We start from the raw sequence: 11,711 nt of genomic DNA, 5'->3' as shown, positions 1-11,711 counted from the left end.
ACGCGAGACGATACCCGACGTGTAGGACGGCTCCGTAGCGTCGTAACGGGAGCCACGCCCGATCCTGGCCGGTGCCGCGCGCGGGATCTTTCACCCCACTACTGTGAGATCGTGCGTGTACGGGTGGAACAGACTCCGCTGCCGGGTATCGGCGTCCGCCATGACCTGGTGACCTCGTCGGGTCGGACGGTCGGGGTGGTGTCCCATCGCAACGGCCGCCGCGACCTGGTGCTGTACGACGTGGACGATCCGGACTCCAGCCTGGCCTCCATCCCGCTGACCGACGACGAGGCCGAGGCCCTGGCCGACGTGCTCGGCGCCTCACTGATGCTGGGACAGCTCGCCGGGCTCCGGCAGCAGGCGGCCGGGTTGCTGACCGAGCAGATCGCATTGCCGGCCGGCTCCCGGTTCGTGGGCCGGCGGCTGGGTGACACCCAGGCCCGCAGCCGCACCACCTCCTCCATCGTGGCGGTGCTGCGCGACCGGGAGGTGATCGCCTCACCCGGTCCGGAGTTCCGTTTCGAGGCGAATGACGTGGTGGTGGCGGTCGGCACCCGCCAGGGCCTGGACGGCGTGACCGCCATCCTGGCCGGCGACGACGACTGAACGCCGTGCAACACCACACGACGATCCTGCTCATCGAGATCGGCGCGCTCCTGTTCGGCCTCGGCATGCTCGGTCGTCTGGGGCGTCGTTTCGGCCTCTCCCCGATCCCGCTCTATCTGCTGGCCGGCCTGGCGTTCGGTCAGGGCGGGCTGATCCCGCTCTCGGCCAGCGAGGAGTTCATCGCGATCGGCGCCCAGATCGGCGTGATCCTGCTGCTGGTGATGCTGGGCCTGGAGTACTCCGCCGACGAGCTGGTCGGCAACCTGCGCTCGGCGGCCCCGGCCGGGCTGATCGACATGCTGCTCAACGCCCTGCCGGGGGCGGCGTTCGCGCTGCTTCTCGGCTGGGACTGGAAGGCCGCGCTGGTGCTGGCCGGCATCACCTGGGTGTCGTCGTCCGGCGTGATCGCGAAGGTGCTCGGCGACCTGGGCCGGGTCGGCAACCGGGAGACCCCGGTGATCCTCTCGGTGCTGGTCATCGAGGACCTGGCGATGGCCTTCTACCTGCCGCTGGTGACCGCGGTGCTGGCCGGTCTGGGTCTGGCCAGCGGGCTGAGCACGCTGAGCGTCGCGGTGGTCACGGTGGTCGCGGTGCTGGTGGTGGCCATCCGGTACGGCGGGGAGATCAGCCGTTTCATGTCGGTGAAGGATCCGGAGGCGCTGCTGCTGAGCGTGCTCGGCCTGACCCTGTTCATCGCCGGTGTCGCCGGGGAGCTGAAGGTCTCCGAGGCGGTCGGGGCGTTCCTGGTCGGCATCGCCATCTCCGGCCCGGTCGCCCATCACGCCACCGAGATCCTGTCGCCGCTGCGCGACCTGTTCGCCGCGGTCTTCTTCGTCTTCTTCGGGCTCTCCACCAATCCCTCCGACATCCCGAAGGTGATCCTGCCCGCGCTCGGGCTGGCCGTGCTGACCATGTCCACCAAGGTGGTGACCGGCTATCTGGCGGCCCGGCGGGCGGGGATCGCGCTGCCCGGCCGGTGGCGGACCGGTCTGGCGCTGATGCCACGCGGCGAGTTCTCGGTGGTCATCGCCGGTCTCGCGGTGTCCTACGGGGTCGATCCGCGGCTGGCTCCACTGGCTGCCGCCTATGTGCTGATCACGGTGGTCACCGGCCCGCTCCTGGCCCGTTTGACCGACTACGCCTGGTTCAAGGAACTGCTGCGCAAGCGCATGGCGGCACAGCGGGCGGCACTGAAACCGGAGTGACCTGCGTCTCTTTGAGAAACGCCCTAAGTTACTGTCAGGTATCCGAATGTGAAGCCTTGACACTTCCGTCTCAGCTTGACGCACGCTACCGTTGCGCGGCGACGACTCTGAGTATTGGGACGTTCGGCACCATGGCCGGCGGGTAATGCCGGCCGTGAAGCGAACGGTTGAGTGAGGCGGCGGCGTGAGCGTGCGTGAAGCGACATTCCTCGGTTTCGGTAACCCTGTCGATCCACGGCCCGACGAGATTCAGGCCTGGGCATACAGCCCCGACACGGTGCCGTTGCACACCATGCCGAAAGACTGGGATCTGCTGATCTCCGGCGATGTGCTCGGCCCGACGCTGTTCGAACTGGCCATGGACCGGCAGTGCCCGGCCCGCCGGTTCGCGCAGCACTGCATGTACATCTACGCCGCGGACGGGGTGCGGCAGAACGCGAGCGGGCAGCGCAAGCGCCGGCTCAAGAAGTTCGTGGAGCGCGCGGAGGAGGTCGGCGACGAGCCGATGCAGATCTGGGCGCACAACTGCCGGGTGCTGATGACCCGGCCGGAGAGCTTCGACCACCACGACTGGATGGAGGGCGGCCTGGTGCGCTATCCGCGCCGACTGGGCCTGTTCAATCGCCGATGACTACTTAAAGTAGTCACGCGGTTACCACAAACGGTGACGGCGGCCCCTTCCGAGAGAGGGGCCGCCGTTTCTGTCATCTATCCGGGGAGCGCCGGGGACGCCAGACGACCAGAGCCGTCGACTGGGTCTCCTGCCGGACCAGATCGCGCCCCGAGTAGGGACTCATCGCCTCCAGCCGGGCGACCCGGTCGTACGCCGCCTGCAGTTCCTGCTCCAACTCGGCGACCCGGTGCTGGAGGTCGCCGACGAGCTGTTCCAGCCCGATGATGCGTTTGACCCCGGCCAGGTTGACGCCGTCCTCCTGGCTGAGCCGCTGCACCTCACGGAGCAATGCCACATCGCGCTCGCTGTACCGCCGACCGCCACCACCGGCCCGGCCGGGCTGCACCAGCCCGAGCCGGTCGTACTGCCGGAGGGTCTGCGGATGCATCCCGGCGAGCCGTGCGGCCACCGAGATGATCAAGACTTTCGCGTCGGAGGCCTGTTCTACCGAGATGCTGATCTCTTCATACATGTGCCACCTCCCGTGCGGGTCTAACCAGCCCGGCGCAGACGGGCGTCGAGCCGGTCCCGCGCGGGCGGCGGGGTGAGCTTGGCGAAACTCTCCAGCGCGTCCTTGGCCTCGCCGGACACCCCGGAGGGGATCTGCACCTCGACCGTGACGATCAGGTCGCCGGCCTGACCCTCTTTACGGACCACGCCCTTGCCCCGGGCCCGCAGTTTCCGGCCGCTCGGAGTGCCGGGTGGCACCCGCAGCGTGACCGGACCGTCCAGGGTGGGCACTTTCAGGTCGGTGCCGAGCACGGCCTCGGCGATGGAGATCGGCACGACCAGGGTGAGGTCGTCGCCGTTGCGGCCGAACAGGTCGTCGGGGCGCACCTTGACCTGCACATACAGGTCGCCGGCGGCACCGCCGCGATCGCCCGGCTCACCCCGGCCGCTGAGCCGGATCCGCTGCCCGTCGGCGACACCCGCCGGGAACCGGACGTTGATCGTGCGGGTCTTGGTGACCCCGCCGGAGCCACGGCACTCCGGGCACTTCTCGTCCACGATGCTGCCCGAGCCCTGACAGTCACGGCACGGCTCGGAGAAGCTGAACGACCCCTGATTGCTGGAGATCAGGCCGGTGCCGTGGCATTTCGTACAGGCCCGGGGGGTGGTGCCGGGTTTCGCCCCACTGCCCCGGCAGGTGTCACAGGCGCCGGGCGTCCGCAGGGTCAGCGGCAGGGTGGTGCCCTGGACCGCCTGGGTGAAGTCGAGGGTCACCTCGGTCTCCACGTCCCGGCCGCGCTGTGGCCCGCGCCGGGCCGGCCCGCCCTGTTGCTGGCCGCCGGAGAAGATCGAACTGAAGATGTCGGAGAAGCCGCTGCCGCCGAACCGCCGGTCGGCGCCCGCCTGCCCGCCCGCTCCGGAGAAACCGCCGAACAGGTCCGACGGGTCGAACTGGGTGCCGCCGGCACCGCCCCGGGCACCGCGCCGGAACGCGCCCGAGCCGAACAGCGAGCGCATCTCGTCGTACTCTTTGCGCTTCTTGTCGTCGGCGAGCACGTCGTACGCCTCGGAGGCCGCCTTGAACTTCTCTTCCGCTTCCTTGTTGTCTGGGTTGCGGTCGGGATGCAGATCGCGGGCGAGCTTCCGGTACGCCTTCTTGATCTCGTCGGGGGTGGCAGACCTGTTCACGCCGAGCACGGCGTAGAAGTCCTTCTCCAGCCAGTCCTTCGAGCTCATCTCAGTCCACCTCCTCGACTCGGCGACGTCCCGCCCGCCGGCGAACCGGCGGGCGGGACACAGTCACTGATTTCACTCCGGATCGGCGACCGCGACCAGCGCCGCGCGGAGCAACCGCTCGCCCAGCGTGTAGCCCCGGCGCATCACCTCGACACAGGTCGCCTCGGTGACGTCCGCGGACGTCAGATGCGCGACCGCCTCGTGCCGGTTCGGGTCGAAGGGGTCACCCTTCTCCCCGAACGCCACCAGACCCAACTTGCCGGTCACTGCGGTGAGCTGCTCGGCCACCGAGGCGAACGGGCCGACCAGGTCACCGTGCTCCCGGGCCCGGTCGATGTCGTCCAGAACCGGCAGCAGGTCGGTGAGGACCTTGCCGGTCGTCTGCTCGGCCGCCGCACCCCGGTCGCGGTCGACCCGCTTGCGGTAGTTGGCGTACTCCGCGGTGACGCGCTGAAGGTCGTGAGTCCGCTCGTCGAGCTCGCTCCGCAACGCCTCCAGCTCGGCACCGAGGCCGGGCTTGGGCTCTTCGGCCACCACGGCCGGGGTCTCGTCGTCCTCCTCGGGAGCCCGGTGCGCGCCGGCCGGCTTGGACTTCGCCGGCTTCTTCGCGGGCTCCTCGGCGGGGGTCTCCTCGGCCGTCACGTCGATGTCGCCCTGGATGACTTCCCGCTCGGCCGCCTGACCGTCGTTCTCGTCGTCCTTGGCACTCACTTCTTGTCGTCCTCCACGATCTCGGCGTCGACCACGTCGTCACCGCCGGCCGCCGGGCCGGTGGTGCCGGCGCCAGCGCCCGGAGCGGCGCCGGGAGCGCCACCCGCGGCGGCCTGCGGGGCCTCACCCTGGGAGTAGAGCAGCGAACCGGCCTCCTGGGAGACCTGGGACAGCCGCTCGTGGGCCGACTTGATCTTCTCGATGTCGGTGCCACCGAGGGCGCCACGCAGCTCGCCGAGCGCCTCGTTGATCTTGGTCTTGTTCTCCTCGGGGAGCTTGTCGCCGCTCTCCGCCAGGAACTTCTCGGTCTGCCACTGGAGCTGCTCGGCCAGGTTGCGGGCCTCGGCGTCCTCGCGGCGCTTCTTGTCGTCGTCCGCGTGCTCCTGAGCGTCGCGCATCATGCGCTCGATGTCGTCCTTCGGCAGCGCGGAGCCGCCGGTGATCGTCATCTTCTGCTCCTTGCCGGTGCCCAGGTCCTTGGCGGACACGTGCACGATGCCGTTCGCGTCGATGTCGAAGGAGACCTCGATCTGCGGAACGCCACGCGGGGCCGGCGCGATGCCGCTGAGCTCGAAGGTGCCGAGCTTCTTGTTGTTCGACGCCATCTCGCGCTCGCCCTGGTACACCTGGATCAGCACGGACGGCTGGTTGTCGTCAGCCGTGGTGTAGACCTCGGAGCGGTGCGCCGGGATGGTGGTGTTGCGCTCCACCAGCTTGTGCATGATGCCGCCCTTGGTCTCGATGCCCAGCGAGAGCGGGGTGACATCGAGCAGCAGGACGTCCTTGACCTCGCCCTTGAGCACGCCGGCCTGGAGCGCGGCGCCGACGGCGACGACCTCGTCCGGGTTGACGCCCTTGTTCGGCTCGCGGCCGATCAGGCTGTTGACCAGCTCGGTGACGGCGGGCATCCGGGTCGAGCCACCGACCAGGATGACGTGGTCGATGTCGGAGAGCTTGACGTCCGCGTCGCGGATCGCGGCCTCGAACGGGCCCTTGCAACGGTCCAGCAGGTCCTGCGTCATCCGCTGGAACTCGGCGCGGCTCAGCGTCGTGTCCAGATGCAGCGGGCCGTTGGCGCCGGCCGTGATGTACGGCAGGTTGATGCTGGTGGTGGTCGCCGCGGACAGCTCGATCTTGGCCTTCTCGGCGGCCTCGCGCAGACGCTGGAGGGCCATCTTGTCCTGCGAGAGGTCGATGCCGTGCTCGCCGCGGAAGGTCTTGACCAGGTGGTCGATGACCCGCTGGTCCCAGTCGTCGCCACCGAGCAGGTTGTCACCGGAGGTCGACTTGACCTCGATGACGCCCTCGCCGAGCTCCAGCAGCGAGACGTCGAAGGTGCCGCCGCCGAGGTCGAAGACCAGGACGGTCTGCTCCTTGGAGCCCTTGTCCAGGCCGTAGGCCAGCGCGGCCGCGGTGGGCTCGTTGACGATGCGCAGGACGTTCAGGCCGGCGATCTCACCGGCCTCCTTGGTGGCGGTGCGCTGCGCGTCGTTGAAATACGCCGGGACGGTGATGACCGCGTCGGTGATCTGCTCACCCAGGTAGGCCTCGGCGTCCCGCTTCAGCTTCATCAGCACACGCGCGGAGATCTCCTGCGGGGTGTACTGCTTGCCGTCGATGTCGATGGACCAGTTGGTGCCGATCTCCCGCTTGACCGAGCGGATGGTCCGGTCGGGGTTCGTCACCGCCTGACGCTTGGCGACCTCGCCCACCAGCACCTCGCCGTTGCGGGCGAAGGCGACGATCGACGGGGTCGTCCGTGAGCCCTCCGCATTGGCGATGACGGTGGGCTCGCCTCCTTCCAGAACGCTGACGCAGGAGTTCGTGGTGCCGAGGTCGATGCCGACCGCACGTGCCATGGTGTTCCTCGCTTCTCACCGCTTGGGTTCACTTGATTACAAAGGTTGAGTGGAACCGACTCAATGATGCCACGGTGACACGTACCGTCAAATCCAAGTTGAGTCCCTCGGGCGCAAGTCGGCGCGGGAACAGGGCACCGGCACATACCTGTCAGGTCACGGCATGCCGGGACCCGGTTGTCCTGGATGCATAGATCGTGCACGCTTGACCCGTGACGACGCACGGAGACGCGGTCGGTCCGTCGGCCCAATCCGCCGTCCCCGCCGTAACGAATGAGAAGCAGCAGGTGAAGGCGGCCATAGACCCATCAGATCGTACGGGCGGTGGCCGGGTCAGTCCGGCGAACCCGGAAGTCCCGCCCCAGCTGGGGCGCCTCGCGACCGGGCTCAGCCGGCTACGGGCGGCGCTCGGCGCTGCCGCGTACCCACTGGAGCTGCCGTCCGCGGACGAGGCCCGGCGGGTCGGCGAGGCCCTGTCCGCCCAGCTCGACGACTATCTCCTGCCCCGGCTGGCCCGGCTCGACGCACCACTGCTGGTGGTGGTCGGCGGATCCACCGGCGCGGGCAAGTCGACCCTGGTCAACAGCCTGGTGCAGACCCCGGTGAGCACCGCCGGGGTGCTCCGCCCGACCACCCGGTCCCCGGTCCTGGTGACCCACCCGGACGACGTGCAGTGGTTCGCGCCCGGCGGGATCCTGCCCGGTCTGACCCGCACCGGCCAGGCGAGCACCGCCTCGGACACCATCCAGGTGATCACCACCCCGACCATCGGCCCCGGCCTGGCCCTGCTGGACGCGCCGGACATCGACTCGGTGGTGGACCGCAACCGCAAACTCGCCGCGCAGCTGCTGGCCGCGGCCGATCTGTGGCTGTTCGTGACCACCGCCGCGCGGTACGCCGACGCCGTCCCCTGGGAGATGCTCACCACCGCCCGGCTGCGCGGCACCGTGGTCGCCCTGGTCCTGGACCGGGTGCCGACCGACGCGGCCGGGGAGATCGCCGCCCACCTGGGCGAGATGCTGACCGCCAACGAGCTGGGCTCGGCACCGCTGTTCGTGCTGCCGGAGACCACCCTGGACCAGCGCGGTCTGCTGCCGGACGCGGCGATCGGCCCGATGCGGGTCTGGTTCGCCCAGCTCGCCGAGGACGCCAACGCCCGCTTCACGGTGGTCCGGCAGACGTTGAACGGCGCACTGGCCGCGCTCACCCCGGCGGCGAACGGGCTGGCCGACGCGGTCGACGATCAGATTCGGACAGCACAGGCGCTGGACGAGCGGGTCGAGGCCGCCTACCGGACCGCCCGGCGGGTCACCGAGGACGGGCTGCGCGACGGCCGGCTGCTGCGCGGTGAGGTGATGGCCCGCTGGCAGGAGTTCGTCGGCACCGGTGACCTGGTGCGCGGGCTGGAGTCCCGGGTCGGGCACCTGCGGGACAAGTTGATCTCGGCGATCAGCGGCCGGCCCACACCCACCCAGAACCTTCGGGTCGCGATGGAGTCCCAGCTGGTCACGCTGATGCGCGGGGTCGCGGCGGACGCCGCCGAGCAGGCCTACGCCGCCTGGCAGGCGCACCCGGCCGGTGAGGCCCTGCTGGTCCCGGATCTGCAGCACGCCTCCGCCGATCTGCCGCAGCGCGCCGACCGGCTGGTCCGGGACTGGCAGCAGTGGGTCCTCGACCTGGTCCGCACCGAGGCCGGCGACAAGCGGTCGGTGGCCCGGGGCGCGGCCTACGCGGTGAACGGCGCCGGGCTGGCTGTCATGATCACGGTGTTCACCTCGACCGCCTTCATCCCGACCGGGCTGGAGGTGGCGGCCGGGGCGGGCAGCGCGGTCGCCGCGCAGAAGGTGCTGGAGGCGATCTTCGGGGATCAGGCCATCCGCGCGCTCGCCACCCGGGCCCGGGCCGAGCTGCTGACCCGGGTGGACGAACTGCTCGCCACCGAGGCCGCCCGGTTCACCGAGCGGACCGCGGCGGTACGCCTCGAGACGGCGCAGAGCACACTGCTGCGACAGGCCGCCGCCGAGGTGGAGAAAGCCAGAGAGGAACTAGCTTTGACCGGGTCGGGGTCATGAACGTGGCACAGAGGGTTCGCGACGACCAGATCGACACCGACGGCCTGACCCGCCGGATCGAGGCGCTGTCCCGGTTCCTGCGGGTGGTCGACCCGTACCTGCCGGACAGCGACCTGGTCACCGCGCACACCCTGGTGGAACGCGCCAGCGGCCGGCTGACGCTGTCCCTCGACCACACCGTGGTGGCACTCGCCGGCAGCACCGGCAGCGGCAAGTCGAGCCTGTTCAACGCGCTGGCCCGGTTCAAGCTGTCGCCGGTCGGGGTGCGCCGGCCGACCACCGGCACCGCGCACGCCGTCGTCTGGGGCCCGCTGGAACCGGCGAACCGGCTGCTCGACTGGGTCGGGGTGCTGCCCCGGCAGCGATTCGTCCGGGAGAGCGCGCTGGACGGCGACGACGAGGCGTCGATGCGCGGCCTGATCCTGCTCGACCTGCCCGACTTCGACTCCATCGAGCGCGGCCACCAGCTGGAGGTGGACCGGCTGCTCGGCCTGGTCGACCAGATCGTCTGGGTGGTCGACCCGCAGAAGTACGGCGACCGGGTCCTGCACCAGGCCTACCTCTCCCAGTTCGCCACCCACGCCGGCGTCACCATCGTGGTGCTGAACCAGGCCGACCGGCTCACCCCCGCCGACACCGAGCTGGTGGTCGCCGACCTGAACCGGCTGCTCGGCGAGGACGGGCTGGACGCCCCGGTGATCGCCTCCTCCGCGAAACAGCCCGGCATGCTCGGCGAACTGCGGTCCGCGCTGGAGAGCACGGTCGCCAACCGGCAGGCCGCGCTGCGCCGACTGGCCGCCGACCTGGACGCCGTCGGCGACGAGCTGGGCGCGCTGATCGGCCCGCCGGCCGCCGAGGACGAGGTGGACCGGACCACCGTGCGGCAGCTGTCCGACTCGCTGGCCGCGTCGGCCGGGGTGCCCGGGGTGGCGGACGCGACAGCCGGCGCCTACCGGCACCGGGCGTCGGCGGCCACCGGCTGGCCGCTGGTCCGCGGACTGCGCCGGCTCCGGCCCGACCCGCTGCGCAAACTGCACCTGACCGAGCCGGTCAAAACCGACTCGGTCTCCACCGACGTGGTTGCGCGGACCTCGGTGCCGGAGGCCGACGCCGCTCAGAAGTCCGCTGTCGGCCTCTCGGTCCGGGCCGTCGCGGACCGCGCCGCCGCGCCCCTGCCCGAGGTCTGGGCGCCGGCGCTGCACAGCGCCGCCCGGTCGAAGGCGGCCGATCTGCCGGACGCGCTGGACCGGGCGGTCGCGCAGACCGATCTCGGCCTGGAGAGGCCACCGGTGTGGTGGCGGGCCGTCGGAGTGATCCAGTGGCTGCTCCTGGCGGCGGCCGGCGCGGGGCTGATCTGGCTGATCCTCGGCTACGCCCTCGCCGCTCTCGGACTGCCGGAGATCGAGCGGGTCGACGTGGGATCCGTGCCGCTGCCGACCCTGCTGCTGCTCGCCGGACTCGCCGGTGGCCTGCTGCTCTGGCTGCTGCTGCGCCCGATCATCGAGGCCGGCGCCCGCCGGTCCCGCCGCCGGGCCGAACAACGGCTGCACGCGGCGGTCACCGAGGTCGGCCGGGCACACGTGGTCGCCCCGGTACGCGAGGTCCTCAGCGCGTACGCCCAGGCGAGGGAAGCGCTCGGCGTCGTGCGTTCGGAGTAGTTCATGTGGCGGCCGCGGGCGTAGGCTCGCGGCATGCCCGCTCCCCGGACCGCGTACGACGCCGTGTTGCACGCGGCCCGCGACGTCACCAAGCTGGGCTGCGCGCTCGATGCCGAGATGCTCGGCACCGCGCTGCTCGGCAGCGTCTACTCGGTCGCCGAGGAGGATCGGGCCGGCGCGGTGCGTGACTTCGTGGGGCGCTTCCTGACCGCGACCGCCAAACCGGACAGCACCGCCGCGGCCACCATCCGCGAGGTCTTCGCCGCCCTGGTCCCGGATGCCGACGGCGCCGCCCTGATCACCCACGACGCCAAGACACCGGCGTGGGCGACCCAGCTCGGCCGGGTCCGCCCCACCGGCTGCTGGGCGTACGGGGATGTGTATGGCGATCAGACCTCCTACCTGGTCACCTTCGCCTACGAGGACAGCACCGACGGCGGGCCGGAGCACGCCGTGGTGGCCCTGGTCGACCACAACATCGGCATCACCAAGGACGTCTTCGTCGCCATCGGGGCCGGCACCCTGCTGTCCCAGGTCCGGCAGATCTGCGCGGACGACGAGCTGACCTGGTTCCGCAGCGAGGACCCGGGCCGGCTGCGCGACGAGGTGGGCCGGCACCTGCGGGTCACCGACGAGCTGGGCGACCTGCCCGCGGACGGCTCGCTGGCCACCGACCGAGCGCTGGCCGCGGCCCGGATCGCGCTGCTGCCGGCCGACGTCACGCCGCCGCTCACCGAGCCGGCCGGGCCGTCCGGCGGCGACCTGCTGCGCGACTTCCTGACCTCGGCCGAGGCCAGCCGGTTCGAGCTGCCGGCCGGGCCCGCGACGTCACCGGACACCGCGTCGATGGACTTCTGCCTGAGCCTGGTGCTCGACCACGCGGACAGCCTGCCGGACGGTGACCCGCTGCGCTGGAGCCCGGCGGTGGCCGGCCTGTTCCTGCTCGACTGGGTGCACCGGCGGGCGGTGCTGGACCTCGACGACGCGGCCATGATGCCCCGGGTGGTGCGGGCCTGGTCGTCCTACTCGGCCCGCCGCCGCGCCCTGCCCGCCGCCGCGGTCGAGGAGATCGAGACCGCGATGGAGGAGCTGATCCCGGAGTTCGCCCGGCTCTACACCACCGGGGAGCGCCGCAGCCCGGCCACCGCGGCGGTGGCCCAGCTGATCTCCGAGGGCGTCGACCCCAACGACAGCGCCGCCATCGACGCCTGGCTGGAGGCCAACCGCGACGAGTGAGCGGC

Annotated in this window: 10 protein-coding genes; 6 read left to right on the top strand and 4 right to left on the bottom strand. The window is 71.0% G+C overall.

The genetic code is table 11. The annotated features are described in order from the left end of the window. The first annotated feature begins 111 nt into the window (after positions 1-111). From ACQ0O7_RS00580 to ACQ0O7_RS00570, 3 genes are all read left to right on the top strand, one after another. On the top strand, positions 112-606 hold the full coding sequence (locus ACQ0O7_RS00580) for a cation:proton antiporter regulatory subunit (RefSeq protein WP_430779703.1): 495 nt from the start codon (positions 112-114) through the stop codon (positions 604-606). 65 nt (positions 607-671) lie between these two features. After that, positions 672-1,811 (top strand): cation:proton antiporter, encoded by a 1,140-nt coding sequence (locus ACQ0O7_RS00575; protein ID WP_430779761.1) that lies wholly within the window; start codon positions 672-674, stop codon positions 1,809-1,811. A gap of 184 nt (positions 1,812-1,995) precedes the next feature. Continuing rightward, positions 1,996-2,442 (top strand): hypothetical protein, encoded by a 447-nt coding sequence (locus ACQ0O7_RS00570; protein WP_430779702.1) that lies wholly within the window; start codon positions 1,996-1,998, stop codon positions 2,440-2,442. 73 nt (positions 2,443-2,515) lie between these two features. Here ACQ0O7_RS00570 and ACQ0O7_RS00565 read toward each other — a convergent pair whose 3' ends face one another. The 4 genes from ACQ0O7_RS00565 to dnaK all read right to left on the bottom strand — a co-directional run bounded on the left by ACQ0O7_RS00565 (position 2,516) and on the right by dnaK (position 6,740). Next, the gene (locus ACQ0O7_RS00565; protein WP_430779701.1) at positions 2,516-2,956 is read right to left on the bottom strand and encodes a heat shock protein transcriptional repressor HspR; all 441 of its coding nucleotides are present in this window, start codon (positions 2,954-2,956) and stop codon (positions 2,516-2,518) included. 20 nt (positions 2,957-2,976) lie between these two features. Then, a complete protein-coding gene (gene dnaJ / locus ACQ0O7_RS00560; protein WP_430779700.1) occupies positions 2,977-4,170 on the bottom strand; it encodes a molecular chaperone DnaJ in 1,194 nt (397 codons plus the stop codon). A 72-nt stretch (positions 4,171-4,242) separates the two neighbouring features. After that, complete coding sequence (grpE, locus tag ACQ0O7_RS00555) at positions 4,243-4,881, bottom strand: nucleotide exchange factor GrpE (RefSeq protein WP_430779699.1); 639 nt, start codon at positions 4,879-4,881, stop codon at positions 4,243-4,245. After that, complete coding sequence (dnaK, locus tag ACQ0O7_RS00550) at positions 4,878-6,740, bottom strand: molecular chaperone DnaK (protein WP_430779698.1); 1,863 nt, start codon at positions 6,738-6,740, stop codon at positions 4,878-4,880. Before dnaK ends, grpE begins: the two co-directional genes overlap by 4 nt. 212 nt (positions 6,741-6,952) lie before the next feature. Here dnaK and ACQ0O7_RS00545 point away from each other — a divergent pair, with 212 nt between their 5' ends. The 3 genes from ACQ0O7_RS00545 to ACQ0O7_RS00535 are packed head-to-tail and all read left to right on the top strand — an operon-like array spanning position 6,953 to position 11,706. After that, complete coding sequence (locus ACQ0O7_RS00545; RefSeq protein WP_430779697.1) at positions 6,953-8,812, top strand: ABC transporter; 1,860 nt, start codon at positions 6,953-6,955, stop codon at positions 8,810-8,812. Further along, complete coding sequence (locus ACQ0O7_RS00540; RefSeq protein ID WP_430779696.1) at positions 8,809-10,470, top strand: GTPase; 1,662 nt, start codon at positions 8,809-8,811, stop codon at positions 10,468-10,470. Before ACQ0O7_RS00545 ends, ACQ0O7_RS00540 begins: the two co-directional genes overlap by 4 nt. 33 nt (positions 10,471-10,503) lie before the next feature. Then, complete coding sequence (locus ACQ0O7_RS00535; RefSeq protein WP_430779695.1) at positions 10,504-11,706, top strand: hypothetical protein; 1,203 nt, start codon at positions 10,504-10,506, stop codon at positions 11,704-11,706. Positions 11,707-11,711 lie beyond the last annotated feature (5 nt).

The organism is Actinoplanes sp. G11-F43 (genome assembly GCF_050589265.1).
GTDB lineage: Bacteria > Actinomycetota > Actinomycetes > Mycobacteriales > Micromonosporaceae > Actinoplanes.
This window is presented reverse-complemented; position numbering and strand designations above follow the sequence as displayed.

Coding starts and splice junctions, on each gene's coding strand:
- dnaJ (WP_430779700.1), bottom strand. CDS start 4,170: ATGAGCTCGAAGGACTGGCTGGAGAAGGACTTCTACGCCGTGCTCGGC.
- ACQ0O7_RS00575 (WP_430779761.1), top strand. CDS start 672: ATGCTCGGTCGTCTGGGGCGTCGTTTCGGCCTCTCCCCGATCCCGCTC.
- ACQ0O7_RS00535 (WP_430779695.1), top strand. CDS start 10,504: ATGCCCGCTCCCCGGACCGCGTACGACGCCGTGTTGCACGCGGCCCGC.
- ACQ0O7_RS00565 (WP_430779701.1), bottom strand. CDS start 2,956: ATGTATGAAGAGATCAGCATCTCGGTAGAACAGGCCTCCGACGCGAAA.
- dnaK (WP_430779698.1), bottom strand. CDS start 6,740: ATGGCACGTGCGGTCGGCATCGACCTCGGCACCACGAACTCCTGCGTC.
- ACQ0O7_RS00540 (WP_430779696.1), top strand. CDS start 8,809: ATGAACGTGGCACAGAGGGTTCGCGACGACCAGATCGACACCGACGGC.